Source organism: Streptomyces sp. CY-1 (genome assembly GCF_047218265.1).
Classification (GTDB): domain Bacteria; phylum Actinomycetota; class Actinomycetes; order Streptomycetales; family Streptomycetaceae; genus Streptomyces; species Streptomyces niphimycinicus.
In genome coordinates, this window is sequence record NZ_CP178393.1 from 5,969,455 (window position 1) to 5,991,041 (window position 21,587).

The 21,587-nt window shown below is 71.6% G+C and carries 18 protein-coding genes; 9 read left to right on the plus strand and 9 right to left on the minus strand.

Going from position 1 to position 21,587, the window contains the following annotated elements:
- Window positions 1-137: 137 nt before the first annotated feature.
- Window positions 138-635 carry an SseB family protein gene (locus ACK1X7_RS25720; protein WP_361496481.1) on the minus strand — a complete coding sequence of 166 codons (498 nt, stop codon included), beginning with the start codon at window positions 633-635 and terminating at the stop codon, window positions 138-140.
- Window positions 636-773: 138 nt separating this feature from the next.
- On the opposite strand from ACK1X7_RS25720, the gene ACK1X7_RS25725 reads away from it, so the two are divergent.
- Window positions 774-2,600 (plus strand): acyl-CoA dehydrogenase, encoded by a 1,827-nt coding sequence (locus tag ACK1X7_RS25725; RefSeq protein WP_385142492.1) that lies wholly within the window; start codon window positions 774-776, stop codon window positions 2,598-2,600.
- A 110-nt stretch (window positions 2,601-2,710) separates the two neighbouring features.
- Here the strand turns inward: ACK1X7_RS25725 and ACK1X7_RS25730 are convergent, their stop codons facing one another.
- Together ACK1X7_RS25730 and ACK1X7_RS25735 are read right to left on the minus strand one after the other, a co-directional pair.
- The gene (locus ACK1X7_RS25730; protein WP_385142495.1) at window positions 2,711-3,094 is read right to left on the minus strand and encodes a hypothetical protein; all 384 of its coding nucleotides are present in this window, start codon (window positions 3,092-3,094) and stop codon (window positions 2,711-2,713) included.
- A 17-nt stretch (window positions 3,095-3,111) separates the two neighbouring features.
- A complete protein-coding gene (locus tag ACK1X7_RS25735; protein WP_413115697.1) occupies window positions 3,112-3,660 on the minus strand; it encodes a TNT domain-containing protein in 549 nt (182 codons plus the stop codon).
- A gap of 391 nt (window positions 3,661-4,051) precedes the next feature.
- On the opposite strand from ACK1X7_RS25735, the gene ACK1X7_RS25740 reads away from it, so the two are divergent.
- From ACK1X7_RS25740 to ACK1X7_RS25760, 5 genes are all read left to right on the plus strand, one after another.
- A complete protein-coding gene (locus ACK1X7_RS25740; protein ID WP_385142501.1) occupies window positions 4,052-5,341 on the plus strand; it encodes a M18 family aminopeptidase in 1,290 nt (429 codons plus the stop codon).
- Window position 5,342: 1 nt separating this feature from the next.
- Window positions 5,343-7,307, plus strand: a complete 1,965-nt coding sequence (locus tag ACK1X7_RS25745) for an AfsR/SARP family transcriptional regulator (protein WP_385142504.1) — start codon at window positions 5,343-5,345, stop codon at window positions 7,305-7,307.
- Window positions 7,308-7,439: 132 nt separating this feature from the next.
- Complete coding sequence (locus tag ACK1X7_RS25750) at window positions 7,440-8,144, plus strand: DUF4232 domain-containing protein (RefSeq protein WP_398158468.1); 705 nt, start codon at window positions 7,440-7,442, stop codon at window positions 8,142-8,144.
- 371 nt (window positions 8,145-8,515) lie between these two features.
- On the plus strand, window positions 8,516-9,505 hold the full coding sequence (locus tag ACK1X7_RS25755) for a hypothetical protein (RefSeq protein WP_413115698.1): 990 nt from the start codon (window positions 8,516-8,518) through the stop codon (window positions 9,503-9,505).
- A gap of 90 nt (window positions 9,506-9,595) precedes the next feature.
- Complete coding sequence (locus tag ACK1X7_RS25760; protein WP_385142513.1) at window positions 9,596-10,450, plus strand: helix-turn-helix domain-containing protein; 855 nt, start codon at window positions 9,596-9,598, stop codon at window positions 10,448-10,450.
- Window positions 10,451-10,472: 22 nt separating this feature from the next.
- On the opposite strand, the gene ACK1X7_RS25765 is transcribed toward ACK1X7_RS25760, so the two are convergent.
- A complete protein-coding gene (locus ACK1X7_RS25765) occupies window positions 10,473-12,287 on the minus strand; it encodes an NHL domain-containing thioredoxin family protein (protein WP_398158470.1) in 1,815 nt (604 codons plus the stop codon).
- Window positions 12,288-12,531: 244 nt separating this feature from the next.
- Between ACK1X7_RS25765 and ACK1X7_RS25770 the strand changes: the two genes are divergently transcribed.
- Window positions 12,532-13,356: a maleylpyruvate isomerase family mycothiol-dependent enzyme gene (locus ACK1X7_RS25770; protein ID WP_385142519.1), complete on the plus strand. Its 825-nt coding sequence runs from the start codon at window positions 12,532-12,534 to the stop codon at window positions 13,354-13,356.
- An 81-nt stretch (window positions 13,357-13,437) separates the two neighbouring features.
- Here the strand turns inward: ACK1X7_RS25770 and ACK1X7_RS25775 are convergent, their stop codons facing one another.
- From ACK1X7_RS25775 to pdhA, 5 genes are all read right to left on the minus strand, one after another.
- On the minus strand, window positions 13,438-14,733 hold the full coding sequence (locus ACK1X7_RS25775; protein ID WP_385142521.1) for an MFS transporter: 1,296 nt from the start codon (window positions 14,731-14,733) through the stop codon (window positions 13,438-13,440).
- Complete coding sequence (locus ACK1X7_RS25780) at window positions 14,730-15,389, minus strand: GntR family transcriptional regulator (RefSeq protein WP_385142524.1); 660 nt, start codon at window positions 15,387-15,389, stop codon at window positions 14,730-14,732. Before ACK1X7_RS25780 ends, ACK1X7_RS25775 begins: the two co-directional genes overlap by 4 nt.
- A gap of 82 nt (window positions 15,390-15,471) precedes the next feature.
- Complete coding sequence (locus ACK1X7_RS25785) at window positions 15,472-16,902, minus strand: dihydrolipoamide acetyltransferase family protein (protein ID WP_390793708.1); 1,431 nt, start codon at window positions 16,900-16,902, stop codon at window positions 15,472-15,474.
- Between the two features lie 22 nt (window positions 16,903-16,924).
- On the minus strand, window positions 16,925-17,905 hold the full coding sequence (locus ACK1X7_RS25790; protein WP_078642487.1) for an alpha-ketoacid dehydrogenase subunit beta: 981 nt from the start codon (window positions 17,903-17,905) through the stop codon (window positions 16,925-16,927).
- 1 nt (window position 17,906) lies between these two features.
- Entirely contained in the window at window positions 17,907-19,073 is a 1,167-nt protein-coding gene (pdhA, locus tag ACK1X7_RS25795) for a pyruvate dehydrogenase (acetyl-transferring) E1 component subunit alpha (RefSeq protein ID WP_385142529.1), read from the minus strand.
- 322 nt (window positions 19,074-19,395) lie between these two features.
- On the opposite strand from pdhA, the gene ACK1X7_RS25800 reads away from it, so the two are divergent.
- Together ACK1X7_RS25800 and ACK1X7_RS25805 are read left to right on the plus strand one after the other, a co-directional pair.
- Complete coding sequence (locus ACK1X7_RS25800) at window positions 19,396-20,064, plus strand: response regulator (protein WP_385142532.1); 669 nt, start codon at window positions 19,396-19,398, stop codon at window positions 20,062-20,064.
- Window positions 20,065-20,546: 482 nt separating this feature from the next.
- Window positions 20,547-21,584, plus strand: coding sequence for a phosphotransferase (locus tag ACK1X7_RS25805; RefSeq protein ID WP_385142535.1), 1,038 nt, complete (start codon window positions 20,547-20,549; stop codon window positions 21,582-21,584).
- Window positions 21,585-21,587: the final 3 nt, after the last annotated feature.

A 21,587-nucleotide genomic window follows, 5' to 3' on the forward strand; every position in this document is an offset into this window, starting at 1 on the left:
GGCCTCCTCGGTCGTTCACCATTCAACTTAATTGAATGGTGAACGACTCGCAAGAGGGCCTTTATTTCCACCCGAGCGCCCCGCGAGGCGAGCGGCGGTATAAGGACTTATCGGTGCCTGTCGGGTCCTATCCGGGCCTATCCGTACATACGCCGCATGGCGAAGTCCACCATCTGCTCCACCGCCTTCGCGTCGAAGACCATCCGGTGCTCACCCTCCATGTCGAGGACGAAGCCGTAGCCGGTGGGCAGCAGGTCGATCACCTCGGCGCCGGTGATCACGAAGTACTTGGACTCCTTGCCCGCGTACCGCCGCAACTCCTTGAGCGAGGTGAACATGGGGATCACCGGCTGCTGGGTGTTGTGCAGCGCCAGGAAGCCGGGGTTGTCACCGCGCGGGCAGTAGACCTTCGAGCCCGCGAAGATCTGCTGGAAGTCCTCGGCCGGCATCGAACCGGTGGTGAAGGCGCGCACCGCGTCGGCGAGCGACGGCGGCGAGGGCTCCGGGTAGAGCGGCTGCTGGCCGTAGCCCGCACCCGCCTGCGCGTGATGTGACGCATGCGGCTGCTGTTGCGGCGGAGGTGGCGGAGCGGCATAACCCTGCCCTGCGCTCGCGTTCTGGTCGTAGCCGTACATGCGATGAAGCGTACTGAGTCACAGTTACCCGGTTGAGGGTTGCCCTTTATTACCCACGGGTAGCATCATGGCGACTGCTGATCCGATACGCGTCAACGCAGAGGTCCTGGCCTCCCGATCCCTTACGGAGCCGTCGCCATGGGGCACTACAAGTCGAATCTCCGCGACATCGAGTTCAACCTCTTCGAGGTGCTCGGGCGCGACACGGTGTACGGCACCGGCCCGTTCGCGGAGATGGACGTCGAGACCGCCAAGAGCGTGCTCGCGGAGATATCCCGGCTCTCCGAGAACGAGCTGGCCGAGAGCTACACCGACTCCGACCGGAACCCGCCCGTCTTCGACCCCAAGACCCACACGGCGCCGCTTCCCGAGTCGTTCAAGAAGAGCTACCGGGCCTATATGGAGGCCGAGTGGTGGCGGCTGGGCGTCCCGGAGGAGCTCGGCGGCACGGTCTGCCCCCGCTCGCTGCTGTGGGGCTCGGCCGAGACCATCCTCGGCTCCAACACCCCGATCTGGATGTACGCCTCGGGCCCGGCCTTCGCGGGTGTGCTGCACGACGAGGGCACCGAGGAGCAGCTCAAGATCGCCCAGCTCATGGTGGACCGGCAGTGGGGCTCCACCATGGTGCTGACCGAGCCGGACGCCGGCTCCGACGTCGGCGCGGGCCGCACCAAGGCCGCCCAGCAGGAGGACGGAAGCTGGCACATCGAGGGTGTGAAGCGGTTCATCACCTCCGGTGAGCACGACCTCTCCGACAACATCATCCACTTCGTGCTGGCCCGGCCCGAGGGCGCGGGGCCCGGCACCAAGGGGCTGTCGCTGTTCATCGTCCCCAAGTACGACTTCGACTGGGACTCCGGTGAGCTGGGCGAGCGCAATGGCGTCTACGCCACCAATGTCGAGCACAAGATGGGTCTGCGCGCCTCCAACACCTGTGAGCTGACCTTCGGCGCCGACCACCCGGCCAAGGGCTGGCTGCTGGGCGACAAGCACGACGGCATCCGCCAGATGTTCAAGATCATCGAGTTCGCCCGGATGATGGTCGGCACAAAGGCCATGGCCACCCTCTCCACCGGCTACCTCAACGCCCTGGAGTACGCCAAGGAGCGGGTGCAGGGCCCGGACCTGGCGGCCTTCACCGACAAGACCGCCCCGCGCGTCACCATCACCCACCACCCGGATGTGCGTCGCTCGCTGATGACACAGAAGGCGTACGCGGAGGGCCTGCGCGCCCTGGTCCTCTACACCGCCTCCGTCCAGGACGAGATCCTGGTCAAGGAGGCCGCGGGCGAGGACGCCTCCGCCGTGAGCCGCCTCAACGACCTGCTGCTGCCCATCGTCAAGGGCTACGGCTCGGAGAAGGCGTACGAGCAGCTCGCACAGTCCCTTCAGACCATCGGCGGCTCCGGCTACCTCCAGGAGTACCCGCTGGAGCAGTACATCCGGGACGCCAAGATCGACACGCTCTACGAGGGCACCACCGCCATCCAGGGGCAGGACTACTTCTTCCGCAAGATCGTCCGGGACCAGGGCCAGGCCCTGACCGTCGTCTCGGAGGAGATCAAGAAGTTCCTGGCCGAGGCCGCCGGGGGCGAGGAGCTGGAAGCCGCCCGCGACCAGCTCGCCCAGGCCGCGGTGGACCTGGAGGCGATCGTCGGGGCGATGCTCACCGACCTGGCCGCCACCGAGCAGGACGTCAGCTCGATCTACAAGGTCGGTCTCAACTCCACCCGGCTGCTGCTGGCCTCCGGTGACGTGATCATCGGCTATCTGCTCCTCAAGGGCGCGGCCGTCGCCACCGAGAAGCTGGGCACCGCCTCCACGAAGGACCGGTCCTTCTACGCGGGCAAGATCGCCGCCGCGAAGTTCTTCGCCCATGAGGTGCTGCCGGGCGTCTCGGTGCAGCGCTCGCTGGCCGAGTCGGTCGACAAGGGGCTCATGGACCTGGACGAGTCCGCGTTCTGAGGGCTCTCTTCCCTCGTCCAGGGGGCCGGCCGTCCCATCCTCCAGCGGGGCGGCCGGCCCCCTGGCCTGCGCCCGCGGATGTCATCACCGCTCCTGGTCGCCGTTCCTCGTCACCGTTCCTCGTCACCGTTTCGCTTTTCGTCGGGCGGCCGCTCCCGCAGGGCCCGTTCGACCTCCTCCCGGGCCCACCGCCTGAGCTCCTCGCCCTGGGCGAGGAGTTCGTCGACCGACTCTCCCCCGCCCTCCGGCGGGCGCGGGCGGGCCCTCAGCTTCTCCAGCAGATCCCGGCACGCCTCGTCCTCCGTGGCGAACCGGGTGGTGTCCCGGTCCAGGGAGCGCTCCCTCAGCCCGGTCTCCCAGCCGCCGTCCGCGGCGGGGCGCAGATAGTAGTAGGCGTCGGGCTGCACCGGGATGTCCTGCACTCCCGGGATGTCGTACAGCGCGTCCGGCACCTGCTCGTCGCGCAGGGTTGTGACGAGTTCCGTTCTGTCCACCGGTTCAGGATCCGCCCTCAGTTGAGTGCGCGCAGATTACCCGCCGCGACCAACTGGGGGATCGAAGGACCGGTCAGATACTGGAGCCCGAAGCCGGGTTGTCCGAACCATGGCCGGATGGGACCGGCCTCGACCAGGAAGGGCGCGGTGACCTCATAGAGGTGATAGCCGTTCGGATAGGCCGGGTCGATGGTGTTGAGGTTGCTGGGCGGCAGCGCGCGCTCCGCGTAGGGCGTGCCCGCCGGGGCGAGGAAGTGACCGAAGCCGCTTCCGAAGAGATCGACCTTCTGGCCGACCTTCATCCTGATCGTGGTGTGCAGCGGTGACCCGTTCAGCAGAACCCAGCCGTCGGGGTAGGGGAACCACCAGCCGCTCGTCTGCTCGTTCCAGTAGCAGTCGAGAAACGCGGAGGAGGTGCGGAAGTGGTCGAGCCGTTCGTAGCCTTCGAGCATCCGCCCGATGGCGCCGTACCGGGGAAGCTGGGCGGGGCCGAGCCGCCAGTCACCCTGGTAGTAGCGCTCACGCGGCGGGTTGGGTGCGATGCTGGTCCCCCCGATGCGGTCCATGGCCGGACAGGGAGGGTGGCCCTTGCCCTCACCTTCCCCGCCGTTCCCCGGACGCAGGCCGGGAGAGGGCACGGCCGCCGGCTCCGGAGAGGCCACGGGCGCGAGCCCCGCGGCGAAATCCGTGACAGGCTTGGCCATGGCAGGTCCGCCTGCGCACAGCAGCAGCAGCGACCCCAGAACGACAAGCAGGTGGCGAAGAACGCGCATCCGGTATCCCCTTGAGTTACGACTCAGTGCGGCGTTGCTCGGTACACGGGGAATATCGACCGATTCTCCCGAATTCTCGCCTTACCTGACGTGCTTTCATCAGATTGGATCAACGTGGTGTCACGGATGGATGCCACGACCCGCACCAGGGCGAGTCACCCCCCGGCGAATCTATGCTGAGCACATGAGCGCACAACCCGGCATCGACCGCGGCCACACCGATGACCTGATGTCCTTCCTCCGCGCCAGCCCATCGCCGTACCACGCTGTGGCGAGCGCCGCCGAGCGGCTGGAGAAGGCCGGGTTCCAGCGGGTCGAGGAGACCGCGTCCTGGGACGGCGCGGCCGGTGGCCGGTTCGTGCTGCGAGGCGGGGCGATCATCGCCTGGTACGTACCGGAGGGGGCGGACCCCGCCACTCCGTACCGAATTGTCGGCGCTCATACCGACTCTCCCAATTTGCGGGTCAAGCCGATTCCCGACACCGGTGCGCACGGCTGGAGACAGATCGCCGTCGAGGTCTACGGCGGGGTGCTGCTCAACACCTGGCTCGACCGTGACCTCGGGCTCTCCGGCCGGATCTCCCTCAGGGACGGCTCGCACCATCTCGTCACCATCGACCGGCCGCTGCTGAGAGTGCCCCAGTTGGCCGTCCACCTCGACCGGTCCGTCAACACCGAGGGCCTCAAGCTGGACAAGCAGCGCCATATGACGCCCATCTGGGGGCTCGGCGGCGTCGAGGAGGGCGACCTGATCCGCTTCGTCGCCGAGGAGACCGGTGTCGCGGCCGAGGAGATCGCCGGCTGGGACCTGATGACGCACAGCGTCGAGCCGCCCGCCTACCTCGGCCGGGACCGCGAGCTGCTCGCCGGGCCACGGATGGACAACCTTGTCTCCGTGCACGCCGGTACGGCCGCCCTCATCGCCGCCGCCCGCCCGGAGCTGCCGTACATCCCCGTACTGGCCGCCTTCGACCACGAGGAGAACGGCAGCCAGTCCGACACCGGCGCCGACGGCCCGCTGCTCGGCACGGTGCTGGAGCGCTCGGTCTTCGCCCGCGGCGGCGCGTACGAGGACCGGGCCCGCGCCTTCGCGGGCACCGTCTGCCTGTCCTCCGACACCGGTCACGCCGTTCACCCCAACTACGCCGAGCGCCATGAGCCGGGCCACCACCCACGGCCCAACGGCGGCCCGATCCTCAAGGTGAACGTCAACCAGAGATACGCCACCGACGGCGCCGGGCGGGCCGTCTTCGCCGCCGCCTGCGAGCGCGCCGGGGTGCCCTGGCAGAGCTTCGTCTCCCATAACTCGATGCCGTGCGGCACCACGATCGGTCCGATCACGGCCGCCCGGCACGGCATCGCCACCGTCGACATCGGCATCGCGATCCTGTCCATGCACTCGGCACGGGAACTGTGCGGAGTGCAGGACCCGCGGCTGCTGGCCAAGGCATTGCACGCCTTTCTGGAGGGCTGAGTTGGACTTCTCCGTGCTGGGACCGGTGACCGTCATAGCGGGACCGCCGGCAGCGCCCGTCGAGCTTCCGCTGGGGCCCGCCAAACGGCGCAGCGTGCTCGCGATGCTGCTGCTGCGGCCCAATGCGACGGTGTCCGTGGAGCAGTTGATAACCAGCCTGTGGGAGGACGAGCCGCCGGCCCACGCCCGGACCGTCATCCAGGGCCATGTCTCCCGGCTCCGCGCGGCGCTGGCCGAGGGCGGCGCCGAGGAGCACGGTGTCGAGCTGGCCACCCACAGCTCCGCCTATCTGCTGCGCATCCCCGAGTCCCTGATCGACACCCAGCGCTTCGACCAGTTGACCGCCCAGGCCAGCCCGGAGACCGCCCCCGGCGAGGCGGTCCGGCTGCTCCGCCAGGCGCTCGGCCTGTGGCGCGGCCCGGCGCTCACCGGGACCGTGGCCAGCCCGCCGTTCGCGGCGGCTGCGCACGCCCTGGAGGAGCGCCGGCTGAGCGCCGTGGAGGCCCTGGCCCGGGCGCACAAGGCGCTGGGCGAGCATGAGGAGGCGGTGCGCGCCCTGCACCCCGCCGCAGTCGCCAACCCGCTGCGCGAGGGGCTGATCGCCGCACTGATGCTGGCGCTGTACCGCTCCGGACGGCAGTCCGACGCGATCGCCTGGTTCCACCGCACCCGGCAACTGCTCGACGACGATCTGGGGGTCGACCCGGGCCAGCGGCTGAGCGCCGCGTACCAGGAGATCCTGCGGGCGGCCCCGGAGGCGGACGGGCCGCAGGGCGGCGCCGAGAGCGCCGCGGCGGCGGGCCACTCGGGGCAGCCGGTGCCGTCGACCCCGTCGTCGCATCAGCAGTCCGTGGCCGCCGCCGCGTCGGCCGCCGCGCCCGTGCCCGAGCTGCTCCCCCGGCCCCCGGCGGGCTTCCACGGCCGGGGCGCGGAGCTGGCCGAGCTGACCCGGCTGACCCGGGGCAGCGCCGAACCGGCCCAGGGCGGCTCCGGCGGCTACCCCCAGGAGGGCGGTATCGCCCTGCTCACCGGGCCCGCCGGGGTCGGCAAGACCGGTCTGGCGGTCCACTGGGGCCATGCCCAGGCAGCCGCCTTCCCCGACGGACGGCTCTTCGCGGATCTGCGCGGCTTCAGCGGCGGCGAGGCGGCGGTGCCCGCCGAGGTGCTGCGCGAGTTCCTGCTCGCCCTGGGCACCCCGGCCGAGCAGATCCCCACCTCGACCGAGGCCGCCTCCGCGCTGTACCGCTCGCTGGCCGCCCGCCGCCGGCTGCTGGTGGTGCTGGACAACGCGGGCAGCTCCGCCCAGGTGCGCCCGCTGCTGCCCGGCGGGCCCCACTGCGCCACGCTGGTCACCAGCCGCAGCAGGCTGGACGGGCTGATCGCCACCGACGCCGCCCGCCCCGTACGGCTGCACGCCCTCGGCACCGAGGACGGGGCGGCCCTGCTGGGCGCGCTGCTGGGCCCCGCCCGGGTCGCCGAGGACCCGGAGGCCGCACGGGAGCTGGTGGCCCTGTGCGACGGGCTGCCGCTGGCGCTGCGCGCCGCCTCCGCCCAGTTGATGGCCCGGCCCCGCTGGCGGCTGGCCCGGCTGGCCACCGCGCTGCGCGACGAGCGCCGCAGGCTCGCGCTGCTGTCGGCGGAGGACACCGGAGTGGCCGCCGCGCTGCGCAACTCCGTGGCCCGGCTCTCGGCGGACGACGCACAGTTGCTGCGGGCCCTGGGCACCGGTTTCGCGCGGGAGGTCAACACCGCCGAGGCGGCCGCGCTGTCGGGCGCGGACCCCGAGCTGATCCAGGACTCCCTGGAGCGGCTGGCGGAGATGCATCTGCTGGACGAGGAGGCCACCAACCGCTACGTCATGAGCGACCTGGTGAAGCTCTTCGCCCAGGGCGACGGGAGCGGGCACGGCGAGACCCCCGGCGAGGGGTCCGGCGGGGCCTCCGGCGGGCCGTCACAGGGGGCCTGAGCAGGGGTCAACAGCGGGGCGTTAGCGGGACGTTAGCGGGCGGCAGCCGTTCACCAGCCGAACGGCAGCGGGTCCGGACAGGCTTGAGCCGTACCGGAAAACGCCCGAACGCCCGCTGAGGGGAGACCCGCCATGCCGCTCACCACCGCTCGCCTCGCCCACCGCGCCGGCACCCTGCGCTCGGTCGCGGCCGGACTTACGGTCATCGCCGCGGGGATCACCCTCGCGGCGTGCGGCACCGCCGACGCGTCGGGCGTGAAGACGGCCGGCAAGGCCGAGAGCATGGCCTCGGCCGTCCCCACCGTCCCCACCGCCAACGAGGAGGGCCTCCAGGGCGGCGCCCAGCAGGCCGCGCGGGAGTCGGTGGCGGTCGGGGCCGACGCCGGGGCCCAGGGCGGCCTGGGGGCCGACAGCGGCGTCGAGGACGAGACCGGCGTGTGCCGTCTGGACACCATGTCGGTGAGCGTCACCTCCGTCCCCCGGCCGGCCAACCATCTGCTGCTGGAGATCACCAATCAGTCCGGGGTGACCTGCCGTCTCATCGGCTCCCCCGTGGTGCGGTTCGACGGCGGGCGGACGGCGGTGCCGCAGGACGGGGACACCCGGCCCCAGACGGTCGTCACGCTGCCGCCCGGCGGGAGCGGTTACGCGGGCCTGACCACCTCCGCGGCCGGCGCCCCGGCCGACGGCGGCCGTAAGGCCACCGGGCTGACCGTCTCCCTCCCCGGCGAGGACAGCCGCCGCGGCGTCGACCTCCCCGGCGACTCGGTGGAGGTCGGGGACGGGACGGAGGTCGGCTACTGGCAGAGCGACGCGTCCGACGCACTGCTCTGGTGACCGCTCGACCTTGCCGCTGATGATCGCTCGACCTTTCACTCCGGTGACCGCTCGATTCCGAGCCCCTTGGCTGGACAGGTAGCCGCCTCCCCCCGGCTACCTGCCCCGGACGGCCCCCGCCTCGGCGGGGGCCGTCTCGTCATGTCCCACGGCACCGCCCTCCATGTCCCGCACCCGGCCTCTCCCATGGACGTCTTGGCAGGTCATCAGGGGCGCGCCCGGCTGGGACGTCCCAAAGGTCGGCTCGGGCCCGGAAAGGCCCCGCCCCGCGGCCCACAGTGGTTCCCGTCGCCGCGGCGGACGGCCCGGCGGCCTCGACCGAGCCGTGCCGACGCCCGCCGTCGGCGCTCTCACCAAGGGGGAATCCAGAGATGACGCACTCCATCAGCGGCGGCCGACGCCGGATCTTCCTGCGCAGGGTGGTCCCCGCGATCGCCGCGGCGGGCATCGGCGCCACCGGACTCGTGGGCTGCTCGGGCGGAGCCGACACCGCGGGCCATGACGCCAAGGCGGCGAAGGCCGGAAAGGTCGCCGAGCAGGGCCTGACGAGCCGCGACACCACATCGGCGCAGGGCGGGGCCGCGGCACTCAAGCTGAAGACGACCACGGGGGAGTTCGGCACCAGGGCCGCGGCCAGCGCAGACTTCCCCACCTGGGGCACCCGCTGGGTGGTCCACCAGAGCGCCGACACCGGCTCCCCGTCCGTCGGCATGCTCAACAAGAACACCCCCGGCCAGGACCGCATCACCGCCGACTACCAGGTCAACACCGGCAAGAAGGTCTGCGAGGACGGGGCCTGCTCGACCTACATGGCCCATATCACCGGGCCGGTCAGCGGCTTTGTGACCGTCGTCGCGGTGGACATCCCGCAGGACTCGCTGCCCGGCGTCCCGGTGCAGAACGGCGGTGGTGAGCCGCCGGAGCCGCCGCAGACCGGCGGCACCCGCGCGGAGGCGCTGAAGCGGGCCGCCACCTGGCTGACCGCCGACAACGGCGGCCGGGTGCCGTACAGCCAGGCCCAGGTCTGGAAGGACGGCTACCGCCAGGACTGCTCGGGCTATGTCTCCATGGCGCTGGGCCTGCAAGCGCCCGGCACCAACACCGTGGGCCTCACCGGCTCCGGCATCACCAAGCCGATCGCCCTGAACGACCTGCGGCCCGGTGATCTGCTGATCGACGCCTCCGGGGACAACAACACCCGCCATGTCGTGATGTTCGAGAAGTGGAACGACGCCGCCCACACCTCGTACACCTCCTACGAGCAGCGCGGCGACTTCGGGACGGATCACACGACCCGTCGCTACGGACTGGAGCCGGGCAGCGAGTACAAGCCCTACCGGCCGCTGAAGTTCACGGACTGATGCGTTCCTGACCCGGTTCCCGTAACGAGCGGCACGTCCACCTCGGGGGTGTGGACGTGTCGCTCTGCATGTTCATGATCCCGTGCTGCAATGGTGTACGTGCCAGCGCATCCGAATCGCCCCGAGAACCCGCGACGCAAGCCGCTTGCCCCGCTTCCCGAGGAACTCTCCGGCCCGGTAAGGGAATTCGTGACCGCACTGCGCCGGATGCACGGTGAGCTGGGACTCAGCCTGAAGGAACTGGAGGGGCGGCTGCCCGCCAGCCGGTCCTCCCTCTCCCGCTATCTGCGCGGCCAGAGCCTCCCCGACGAGCGGCTTCTGGTCCAGTGGGGCAAGCTCTCCTTCACCGCCGAGGACCGGCTGCCCGAACTGGTGACCCTGCTGCACCGGGCCACCGAGGCCGAGGCAGCCGTGCAGGCCGCCGAGGAGGCCGGTCCGGAGCCGGTCGCGTCCGCGCCGCCGCCCCTGGGGCAGCCCCCAAAGGACCGGCCGTCCCGGCGCCGGCTGCGGCTCACCCTCGCCGCGGTGGGCGCCGTCGTCCTGATCGCCGGGGGCACGGCCGGGATCATCGCCCTCCGGTCGTCCGACGACGGCGGGTCCCCGGGCGGCGCGGCGGGCTCCTCGCCCCTGGGCAACGCCCGGATCACCGTCTACAACGCCGAGAAGGACTGCCGGCACCAGCGCGTCCGCGCCTGCTCCCTGGGCCTGGCCGAGGATCCGTACGTGGCCTACCGCCCGTCGAACATCGTGGGCCGGGCCTGGCACGGCGACGTACTGCGCGCCGACTGCCGCATCGCCAACGGTGTCACGGTGACCGACGAGGCGGGCGGGCACAGCAGCATGTGGTTCCGCGTCTTACAGGACGGCAAGCGGATGTGGGTACCGGGCATCCGCATCCGCCAGGACCAGGTGCAGTACTCCACGCTGCCCAACTGCCCGGACTGAGCGGCTGACCGCCGGTCCGGGCTCAGCCGTCCATCCCGGCGAGCACCAGCGGCAGCCGCCTCGCGCCGCCCTCGGTGATCCGCACCGGGACGCCCCAGTCCTGCTGGTGCACATGGCAGGCGGGGTACTCGTTGCCGGGGTCGTCGTCGCAGGAGGCGGCCATCGCCGAGACATGCAGCACGCCCTCGGTCATGCCCTCCGCAAGGACGAGCTCACGGTTCAGATCGGTGCCCGCGCCCTCTCCTTCGGCCAGCAGCTCGGGCGGGGTGGAGCTGACCAGCAGCCGGGTGGAGGGGCCGTAGCGGGTGTCCAGCTTCTGCCCCTCGGGCGCCTGGAAGACCACGTCCAGCCGGAGCGTCCCCGGGGCGATGTCGGTCGCGGCCCGCTGGGTGCGGTGGGCCACCGCGTCGACCCTTACGGCCTCCTCCGGCAGCCGCAGCCGGGTCAGCCGGTGCCGGGCGGACTCCACCACGACGATGTCCCCGTCGGCCAGGACCGCGCCGGAGGGCTCGCGCAGATCCGTGGCGAGCGTGGAGACCTCGCCGGTGGCCGGGTCGTAGCGGCGCAGCGCGTGGTTGTAGGTGTCCGAGATCGCCACCGAGCCGTCGGGCAGCGCGGTGACGCCCAGCGGATGCTGGAGCAGCGCCTGTTCGGCGGCGCCGTCCCGGTGGCCGAAGTCGAAGAGCCCGGTGCCGACGGCCGTACGGACGGCGAAGCCGTCGCCGTCGCGCTCGACGTACCGCAGCGCGGAGGTCTCGGAGTCCGCGATCCACAGCCGGTCCCCGGTGGCGGCGAGCCCGGAGGGCTGGGCGAACCACGCCTCCTCGGCGGGGCCGTCGACCAGCCCCTCGTTGGTGGTCCCGGCGGCGGCCCGTACCGTCCCGGCCTCCGGGTCGTAGGTCCACAACTGGTGGACGCCCGCCATGGCGATCCACAGCCGGCCGGCGAACCAGGCGACGTCCCAGGGGGAGGACAGGTCGACCTCCCGGGCGGGCCCCTCGGTGGGCGACCCCTGCCACCACTGGCGGCCGGTCCCGGCGAGCGTGGTGACCTCGCCGGTGGCCGGGTCGTAGCGGCGCAGCGCGTGGTTCACGGTGTCGGCGACGGCCACGGTGCCGTCGGGGAGCAGGGCGAGCCCCTGGGGCTCGCTGAAGCGGGCCCGCTCGCCGGTGCCGTCGTCAAGGCCGCGCTCGCCCGCGCCGATCCGCCGCACCACGCTCTCGCCGTCCGCCGCGAGTTCCACCAGTTGATGGCGGGTGGTGTCCGAGACGAGGAAGGTGCCGCCGGGCAGCGGCAGCGCCTTACCGGGGAAGCGCAGCTCGGTGGGGACCGGCTCCGGGGGCACATATGGGCCGTCGCCACGCCGCAGGGTGCCCTTGGCGGCGTGCTCGGCCTCCAACTGGCCCACGAGGGTCTCCAGGGCGTGTGCGTGGCCCTCGCCCGCGTGCTGGGCGACCACATAGCCCTCGGGGTCGATGACGACCAGGGTGGGCCAGGCCCGTACCGCGTACTGCTTCCAGGTGGCCAGCTCGGGGTCGTCGAGGACCGGGTGGTGCACCTCGTAGCGCTCGACCGCGTCCACGACCGCCTGGTGCTCCGCCTCGTGGACGAACTTCGGCGAGTGCACCCCGACGATCACCACGGTGTCGCGGTGCTTCTCCTCCAGCTCGCGCAGTTCGTCCAGGACATGCAGACAGTTCACACAGCAGAAGGTCCAGAAGTCGAGGATGACGATGCGCCCTCGCAGGTCGGTGAGGGTGAGGTCGTTGCCGCCGGTATTGAGCCAGCCGCCCCGGCCGATCAGTTCGGGAGCGCGGACGCGTGCACGTGGAGCCATATCCCCATGAAACAGCAGCCCCACCCGTCTCATTCCCCCACCCCCCGATGGCTTTCGACCGATATGCGGGGGTCTGCCCGGAGATAAGGCGAAGGCGGGCGCACACTACCATCGCGAGCAGGCCGCCGGCCGCCGATCCGGGCCTACGATCAGAGCCGAAAGCACTGCCCGTGCGCTCGTGGGCAGCGTAACTTGAACGCACACACCAGCACCCAGCCCGCGCACCAACCGCCCGAGGGGTCCCGTGACCGTCCATCCCAGCCTTCAGACCTCCATCGACGCCTGGACGCACTCCATCGACGCGATATCGGAGTTGGTGAATCCGCTCGCGGAGCGCGAGTGGAACCTCGCCACCGAGTGCCCGGGATGGTCGGTGCGGGACGTCGTCTCGCATGTGATCGGCCTCGAATGCGAGATGCTCGGCGATCCCCGCCCCATCCACACCCTGCCGCGCGACCTCTACCACGTCACCAACGAGCTGTCGCGGTACATGGAGGTCCAGGTCGACGTCCGGCGCTGCCACACCGCGCCCGAGATGACCTCCGAGCTGGAGTACACCGTCATCCGGCGGGGCCGCCAGTTGCGGAACGAGAAGCGCGCCCCGGACGCCATGGTGCGCTGGCCCGGCGGCTCCGAGGTGACGCTGGAGGAGGCCCTGACGAAGCGGGTCTTCGACGTCTGGGTGCATGAGCAGGATCTGCGCCGGGCCCTGAACAAGCCGGGCAATCTGGACTCGCCGGGCGCCACGATCACCCGTGACCTGCTGCTGTCGGGGCTGCCGAAGGTGGTCGCCAAGGACGCGGGCGCGGCGCCCCAGTCGGCCGTCGTCTTCGATGTGAACGGCCCGCTGGAGTTCATGCGGACGGTGCGGGTCGACGCGGACGGCCGGGGCAGCATCGACGGCAGCGTCTCGCTCGGGCCGACGGCCACCCTCTCCCTGGACTGGGAGACCTACATGCGGCTGGCCTGTGGGCGGGTGCGGCCCGAGGCGGTCTCGGATCGGCTGAAGATCGAGGGCGATCAGCAGTTGGCCGAGGCGATCCTCGGGCACTTCGCGGTCACGCCGTAGCGCGGGCCCGGAGGGCCGGGCCGCACAGCGCCCGGGATCACGCCGTAAGCCCCCGGGGTCTCGCCGTAAAGGCCCCCGGGGTCACGCCGGTACGTGCACGGCCTCGACACGGCTCGCGACCACACGCTCGCGCTCCCGGCGGTGCGCCCGGCCGCGCAGCCGCAGGATCTGGCTGATGCCCAGCGCCTGGAGCACGAACACCGAGGTGAACGCGATCCGGAAGTTCTGGCCGGTCAGGTCCAGCAGCACACCGACGGCCAGCAGTGTGGTCATCGAGGCCGTGAAGCCGCCCATGTTGACGATTCCGGACGCGGTGCCGATCCGCTCGGGCGGATTGGCGGGCCGGGCGAAGTCGAAGCCGATCATCGACGCGGGCCCGCAGGCGCCGAGCACCACGCACAGGACCACCAGCAGCCACATCGGCGCGTGGGCGGACGGCCAGACCAGCACGGTGCCCCACAGCAGCGCGGTGGCGCCGACCGTGCCGAGGGCCAGCGGGCCGCGGGCGGCGTGGTGCCGGGCGATGACCTGCCCGTAGACCAGGCCGACCGCCATGTTGGAGAGCACCACCAGGGTCAGGAGCTGGCCCGCGGTCGCCTGGGACAGCCCCTCCGCCTCGACCAGGAACGGCATCCCCCACAGCAGCAGGAAGACCATCGCCGGGAACTGGGTGGTGAAGTGCACCCACATGCCGAGCCGGGTGCCGGGCTCGCGCCAGGCGTCCGCGATCTGCCGGCGGACGTAGTCGGCGCCCAGATGCGTGGCGGGCGCGGGCTCGAAGCCCTTCGGGTGGTCCTTGAGGAAGAACAGCACCAGGACGAAGACGGCGAGGCCGCCGAGCGCGCTGCCCGCGAAGGTCGTGGTCCAGCCGACGCTGTGCAGGGAGCGGGCGATCACCAGCGTGGAGACCAGGTTGCCCGCCATGCCGAAGAGCGCGGCGATCTGGGCGATCAGCGGCCCGCGGCGGGCCGGGAACCAGCGCGAGCCGAGCCGCAGCACGCTGATGAAGGTCATCGCGTCACCGCAGCCGAGCAGCGCCCGGGAGCCCAGCGCCATCGCGTAGGAGTGGGAGAACGCGAAGCCGAACTGCCCCAGGGTGAAGAGCACCACCCCGAGCATGAGCACCTTACGGGTGCCGAGACGGTCGACCATGAGCCCGACCGGTATCTGCATCCCGGCGTAGACCAGCACCTGGAGGATGGAGAAGGTCGACAGCGCCGAGGCGTTGATGTGGAAGCGCTCGGCGGCGTCGATACCGGCGACGCCGAGGCTGGTGCGATAGGTGATGGCGACGAAGTAGACGGCGACGCCCAGACCCCACACGGCGACGGCACGACGGCCGCCGGGCGGATCCCCGGGCAACTGGGCCGAGGTCATCGCTCCTCACCCCGGGCGAGGTTGCTCACCCAACTGATATGGCGCTGCACCAGCCCGGACGCGAACCCGGCGTCCCCGGCGCGCAGGGCCCGGAGGATATCCGTGTGCTCGGTGATGTTCTTGGCGATACGGCCGGGCTCGGCGTGCATGGTGGCCACGCCCATCCGCAACTGGCGGTCCCTCAACTGGTCGTAGAGCTGCGCCAGGATGGCGTTTCCCGCCGCCCTGACGATCGCCGCGTGGAAGCAGCGGTCGGCGGCCGCGAAGGCGGCCAGATCCCCGGCCGCCGCGTGCACCTTCTGCTCCTCCAGCAGCTCCTCGAGCCGCCCCAGCAACTGCTCCCCGGCCGGGACGACCTTGGCGACCGCGTGCTGCTCCACCAGCAGCCGGGTCTCGACCACATCCGCGATCTCCTGCGAGGAGACGGGCAGCACCAGGGCGCCCTTCTTCGGATAGAGCTTGAGCAGCCCCTCGGCCTCCAGGCGCAGCAGGGCCTCCCTGACGGGCGTACGGGAGACCCCGACGGCGTCCGCGAGTTCGCCCTCGCTCAGCAGTGTGCCGCCCTCGTAGCGGCGGTCGAGGACGGCTTGTTTGACGTGGTGGTAGACGCGTTCGGCGGCGGGTGGCGGCTTGGTGGCCGTATCGGCGGGACTCATGATGCGCACATCATAGATACAAGATGCATGCGCACCCATCCCCCGTCCGCGATGCGGACGGGGGATGGGGTCTGCCGCTACATCACGCCCAGGTGATCAGGCGCTTGGGGCGCTCCAGGACGGCCGCGACGTCCGCGAGCACCTTGGAGCCCAGCTCGCCGTCGACCAGCCGGTGGTCGAAGGAGAGCGCGAGCGTGGTCACCTGGCGGGGCTTGACCTCGCCCTTGTGGACCCACGGCTGGAGCTTGACGGCGCCGAAGGCGAGGATCGCGGACTCACCGGGGTTGAGGATCGGTGTGCCCGCGTCGATGCCGAAGACGCCGACGTTGGTGATGGTGACCGTGCCGCCGGACATGTCGGCCGGGGTGGTCTTGCCCTCACGGGCGGTGGTGACCAGCTCACCCAGGGCGGACGCCAGTTCGGGCAGGGTCTTGGCGTGGGCGTCCTTGATGTTGGGGACGATCAGCCCGCGCGGCGTGGCCGCCGCGATGCCCAGATTGACGTAGTCCTTGTAGACGATCTCCTGGTTGTCCTCGTCCCAGGTGGCGTTGACATCCGGGTTGCGCCGGATGGCCACCAGCAGGGCCTTGGCGACCAGCAGCAGCGGGTTGACCCGCAGCCCGGCCATCGCCGGGTCCTGCTTGAGGTCGGCGACGAGCTTCATGGTGCGGGTCACGTCGACCGTCACGAACTCGGTCACATGCGGGGCGGTGAAGGCGCTGTTGACCATCGCCTGCGCGGTGGCCTTCCGTACGCCCTTCACGGGCACCCGCCGCTCCCGGCCCGCCACGGCCCTGGACGGAGCCGCCACGGGCGTCTCCCGGGCCGTCTGGACGGCTTCGGCGGCCGCGTGGACGTCCTCGCGGGTGATGATCCCGTCCGGCCCGCTCGGGGTGACCGCCTCCAGGTCGATGCCCAGGTCCTTGGCCAGCTTGCGGACCGGGGGCTTGGCCAGCGGCCGGGCGGGCCGCCCGCTGCCGTTCAGCTCGGGCGCGGGCGCGGCCTCGGGGCGCGCGGGCGCGGGGGCGGGCGCGGGCTCCTTGGGCGCGGGCGCCGCGGCGGAGGGGGCGGGCGCCGAGCGCTGGGAGCCCGGCACCGGCTTGCGCGGACGGCGCTTGGTGGAGGCGGGCGCCGCCCCGTAGCCGACCAGGTTGGCCTGGCGGCCCTCCTTCCCGGCGGGCTCGGCCTCGGCGGCGGGCTTCTCGGCGGGCTTCCCCGCGGCGGGAGCGGCCTGGGGCGCCGCCTCCCCCGCACCGGGGTCGGTGTCCACCGAGATGATCGGCGTGCCCACGTCCACGGTGGTGCCCTCGTCGAAGCGCAGCTCGTGCACCACGCCGTCGAAGGGGATGGGCAGCTCGACGGCGGCCTTGGCGGTCTCGACCTCGCACACCACCTGACCGTCGGTCACGGTGTCGCCCGGCGCCACGAACCACTTGAGGATCTCGGCCTCGGTCAGCCCCTCGCCCACATCGGGCATCTTGAACTCACGGAAGCGCTGTTCGACTGCGGTCATCGTCACGATCTCCTCAAGCCCTTCAGTACGCCAACGCACGGTCTACGGCGTCGAGCACCCGGTCCAGCCCCGGAAGGTACTCGTCCTCGAGCCGTGACGGCGGGTACGGCGAGTGGAAGCCGCCGACCCGCAGCACCGGGGCCTGGAGGTGATAGAAGCACCTCTCGGTGATGCGTGCGGCGATCTCCGACCCGGTGCCCAGGAATACCGGAGCCTCGTGGACGACGACCAGCCGCCCCGTCCGCTCCACGGAACGCTGGATGGTGTCGAAGTCGATCGGCGACATCGACCGCAGGTCCACGACCTCGATCGACTTGCCCTCCTCGGCGGCGGCCGCGGCGGCGTCCAGGGCGACCTTCACCATCGGGCCGTAGGCCGCGAGGGTCAGGTCCGCCCCCGGCCGCACCACCCGGGCGGCGTGCAGCGGACCGGGGATCGCGGCGGTGTCGACCTCGGACTTGTCGTGGTAGCGGCGCTTGGGCTCGAAGTAGATCACCGGGTCGTCGCTGCCGATGGCCTGCTGGAGCATCCAGTAGGCGTCGGAGGCGTTGGCGGGCGAGATCACCTTCAGCCCGGCCACATGCGCGAACAGCGCCTCGGGCGACTCGCTGTGGTGCTCCACCGCGCCGATGCCGCCGCCGTACGGAATGCGGATGACGACCGGCAGCTTGACCTTGCCGAGCGAGCGTGCGTGCATCTTGGCGAGCTGGGTGACGATCTGGTCGTAGGCGGGGAAGACGAAACCGTCGAACTGGATCTCCACCACCGGGCGGTAGCCGCGCAGCGCCAGCCCGATCGCGGTGCCCACGATGCCGGACTCGGCGAGCGGGGTGTCGATGACCCGGTCCTCGCCGAAGTCCTTCTGGAGCCCGTCGGTGACGCGGAAGACGCCTCCCAGCTTGCCGACGTCCTCACCCATGATCAGGACCTTGGGGTCGGACTCGAGGGCCGTGCGCAGTGACGCGTTGATCGCCTTGGAGAGCGACATCTTCTCGGCGGCCATGTCAGATGCCCTCCTCAGCGGTGACGAACGAAGCCTGGTACTCGGCGAACTGCGCCCGCTCCTCGTCGACGAGCGCGTGCCCGTCGGCGTAGGTGTGCTCGAACAGCGCCATGTCATCGGGGTCGGGCATGGCCCGCACCGCGTCCCGTACCCGCTTGGCCAGCGCGTCGCTCTCCCGCTCCAGCTCGGCGAAGTACGCGTCGTCGGCCAGGCCCTCGCGGGTCAGCAGGGTGCGCAGCCGCAGGATCGGGTCCTTGGTCTCCCACAGCTCCCGCTCCTCGGGGGAGCGGTAGCGCGTCGGGTCGTCCGAGGTGGTGTGGGCGCCCATGCGGTAGGTGAACGCCTCGATGAGCATCGGGCCCTGCCCGGTGCGCGCCCGCTCCAGCGCGGCCTTGGTGACGGCCAGGCAGGCGAGCACGTCATTGCCGTCCACCCGCACCCCGGGGAAGCCGTAGCCCTGGGCGCGCTGGTAGAGCGGGACCCGGGTCTGCTTCTCGGTGGGCTCGGAGATGGCCCACTGGTTGTTCTGGCAGAAGAAGACCACCGGGGCGTTGTACACCGCGGAGAAGGTGAACGATTCGGCGACATCGCCCTGGCTGGAGGCACCGTCGCCGAAGTAGGCCAGGACCGCGGCGTCGGCGCCGTCCTTGGCGACGCCCATCGCGTAGCCGGTCGCGTGCAGCGTCTGCGAGCCGATCACGATGGTGTACAGGTGGAAGTTGTTGCTGTTCGGGTCCCAGCCGCCGTGGTTCACCCCGCGGAACATCCCGAGCAGATTGGTCGGGTCGACGCCCCGGCACCAGGCCACACCGTGCTCGCGGTAGGTGGGGAAGACATAGTCGTCGTCGTGCAGCGCCCGGCCGGAGCCGATCTGCGCCGCCTCCTGGCCCAGCAGCGACGCCCACAGGCCCAGTTCGCCCTGGCGCTGGAGGGTGGTCGCCTCGGCGTCGAAACGCCGTGTCAGCACCATGTCCCGGTACAGACCGCGCAGCTCCTCCGGGGTGGGGTCGATGGCGTAATCGGGGTGCTCGACACGCTCGCCCTCGGGGGTCAGCAACTGTACGAGTTCGGGCTGGCCCCCAGGCTGCTTCTTGGCGTCCCGCGCTGTGGTGCTGCGCTTGGCTCCGCTGCGGCGCGGCTTGCGCGCGGCAGTGCTCTCCACGGTCACGTGTGCTCCTCCGTCTGTCCGGCCCCCGGGATCCGCCGGCGGCCAGTTGCGGCTCGCCCGTTCCGTCCCGGCGCACGGGGTGGGTGCGCCGAGGCATGGCCGGGCGTGACAGGTTCCCGGCGGCTGGCCCTGCACAAGGCACGTTACCCAGTGCGTCGCATGTCTGCGAAACCCCACCTGACCTGCAATTTTGCTTGGATTTCCAAGTAAATCGCGCGAGGGGGGAAACATCCACTGGTCACAGCCCCGCAGGCCGCCGGACAAGCGCACGTTATCCCGCAGGACAAGGGCACGGGAAGACATCGTGTGTGAGACTGGATCCGTGCGCGAAGAAGGAAAAATAGGGATTTTCCTGGTTGACGACCATGAAGTGGTCCGACGCGGCGTACGGGATCTGCTCGCGAGCGAGCCGGACATGGAGGTGGTCGGCGAGGCGGGCACCGCGGCCGACGCCCTGGCGCGGATCCCGGCCGCCCGGCCGGATGTCGCCGTCCTGGACATCCGGCTGCCCGACCGCAGCGGGGTCGAGGTCTGCCGGGAGATCCGCGCCCGCGACGAGAGCATCCACTGCATGATGCTCACCTCCTTCGCCGACGACGAGGCGCTCTTCGACGCCATCATCGCGGGCGCCTCCGGCTATGTCCTGAAGGACATCCGCGGCGAGGAACTGCTCTCCGCCGTCCGGGACGTGGCCGCGGGCCGGTCGCTGCTCGACCCGGTGGCCACCGCCCGGGTGCTGGAGCGGCTGCGCGGCCAGACGGCCGCCAAACCGGACGACCGGCTGGCCGCCCTCACCGAGCAGGAGCGCCGGATCCTGCTGCTGATCGGGGAGGGGCTCACCAACCGGGCGATCGGCGAACGGCTCCATCTCGCCGAGAAGACGATCAAGAACTATGTCTCCAGCCTGCTCTCCAAGCTGGGCATGGAGCGCCGGTCGCAGGCGGCGGCCTATGTCGCGCGGATGCAGGCGACACAGCCCCAGAAGCGCTAGCCCTGGCGGGGGGCGACACAGCCCCAGAAGCGGTAAGCAGGCCGGAGGAAGTCCGCTGCGGTTCGGGCAGCGCCCCGAAGGGGCGCGGGGAACTGCGCGACCAGCCACGACGGCGCCGCGGTCGGCCGACGACGCATCGCGACACTTCCAGCGGAGCGCTTAGCCCTGGCGGGGGCGGCGCGGGCCCGGAAGCGCCATGGGGATGTCCGCCGCGTGGCAGGGGCCTTGCCCCTGGACCCCGGGGTCTGGGGCGGAGCCCCACCACGCGGCGGAGCCGCATATCGGTGCTGCGGGAAGGGGCGGGGAGGGGAAAGCCCGCCGCAGGCGCCGAGCCCCAGGCGGCCGACGCGGGCCGGGACACGTCGACCCCGTCCGGTCAACCGGTCGTACCCCGGCGTGCCGTCCGGCCGCACCCCGGTGTGCCGTGCGTCGTCATCCTCGCGCGCCGTGGAGGTGATCCCCGGTGATCTAACATCTGGCAGGTGCCGCGCTCACATGTACACTCCGCCGAGGCCGCTCCCGACGGGGAAACCCTGGGCGCCCTGCTCCGCCGCTACGACAGCGCCGGTGAGGCCGTCTCCTGCGAACCGCTCACCCAGGGACTGCTCAACCGGGGCTACCGCCTCGCCACCACCCGCGGCCGGTTCTTCCTCAAACACCACCTGGACGGCGACCGCACCGCCATCGCCCGCCAGCACCGGGTCACCCAGCGGCTGGGCGCGCTCGGGGTGCCCGTCGCCCCGCCGGTCCCCGACGCCGACGGCCGTACGGTCGCCGTCATCGGCGGCCGCTGCTACGCGTTACACCCCTGGATCGACGGACAGCACCGCGCCGGCGGTGAGCTGACCGCCCCCCAGTGCTGGCGGCTGGGCGGGCTGCTCGGGCTTGTCCACACCTGTCTGGAGCGCGTCATGCGGGCCCGTACGGGCGACCGCCGGCCGCCCGAGGAGGCGGCCGACCCCGAGGACACCTTCGCCGTCATCGACGAGCTGCTCACGCTGATCCGGGGGCGCCGGGACCGCGACAGCTTCGACGAACTCGCCGAGCACCGCCTGGTCGAGCGGCGGGCGCTGCTGGAGCGGCACGCCCACCGCCGCCCGGAGGCCCACGCCGTCCCGGTCGCCGGCTGGGTGCACGGCGACTTCCACCCGCTGAACCTGCTCTACCGCGACACGGAACCGGCCGCCATCGTCGACTGGGACCGGCTCGGGGTGCAGCCGCGCGCCGAGGAGGCGGTCCGGGCCGCCGCGATCTTCTTCGTACGGCCGGACGGCGCCCTGGAGCTCACCAAGGTGCGCTCCTACGCGCGCGCGTACCGCTGCACGGCGGGGGCCGGGGCCTTTGAGATGGCCGCGGCCGTGCACCGGGTGTGGTGGGAGCGGCTCAACGACTTCTGGATGCTGCGCTGGCGCTACCAGCGCGGGGACCGGCGCGCCGATCCGCAGTTCCCGGCGGCCGCGGCGCTGGTGGTGTGGTGGACCCGGGAGTACGACGCGGTCCGGGACGCCTTCTGCGGCTGACGT

What these genes read in the sequence shown, in the direction of transcription:
- ACK1X7_RS25775 (WP_385142521.1), bottom strand. Translation starts at nt 14,733, where the DNA reads ATGACCTCGGCCCAGTTGCCCGGGGATCCGCCCGGCGGCCGTCGTGCC.
- ACK1X7_RS25790 (WP_078642487.1), bottom strand. Translation starts at nt 17,905, where the DNA reads ATGGCCGCCGAGAAGATGTCGCTCTCCAAGGCGATCAACGCGTCACTG.
- ACK1X7_RS25780 (WP_385142524.1), bottom strand. Translation starts at nt 15,389, where the DNA reads ATGAGTCCCGCCGATACGGCCACCAAGCCGCCACCCGCCGCCGAACGC.
- ACK1X7_RS25725 (WP_385142492.1), top strand. Translation starts at nt 774, where the DNA reads ATGGGGCACTACAAGTCGAATCTCCGCGACATCGAGTTCAACCTCTTC.
- ACK1X7_RS25785 (WP_390793708.1), bottom strand. Translation starts at nt 16,902, where the DNA reads ATGACCGCAGTCGAACAGCGCTTCCGTGAGTTCAAGATGCCCGATGTG.
- ACK1X7_RS25750 (WP_398158468.1), top strand. Translation starts at nt 7,440, where the DNA reads ATGCCGCTCACCACCGCTCGCCTCGCCCACCGCGCCGGCACCCTGCGC.
- ACK1X7_RS25760 (WP_385142513.1), top strand. Translation starts at nt 9,596, where the DNA reads ATGGTGTACGTGCCAGCGCATCCGAATCGCCCCGAGAACCCGCGACGC.
- ACK1X7_RS25735 (WP_413115697.1), bottom strand. Translation starts at nt 3,660, where the DNA reads ATGGACCGCATCGGGGGGACCAGCATCGCACCCAACCCGCCGCGTGAG.
- ACK1X7_RS25720 (WP_361496481.1), bottom strand. Translation starts at nt 635, where the DNA reads ATGTACGGCTACGACCAGAACGCGAGCGCAGGGCAGGGTTATGCCGCT.
- ACK1X7_RS25740 (WP_385142501.1), top strand. Translation starts at nt 4,052, where the DNA reads ATGAGCGCACAACCCGGCATCGACCGCGGCCACACCGATGACCTGATG.
- ACK1X7_RS25755 (WP_413115698.1), top strand. Translation starts at nt 8,516, where the DNA reads ATGACGCACTCCATCAGCGGCGGCCGACGCCGGATCTTCCTGCGCAGG.
- ACK1X7_RS25765 (WP_398158470.1), bottom strand. Translation starts at nt 12,287, where the DNA reads ATGGCTCCACGTGCACGCGTCCGCGCTCCCGAACTGATCGGCCGGGGC.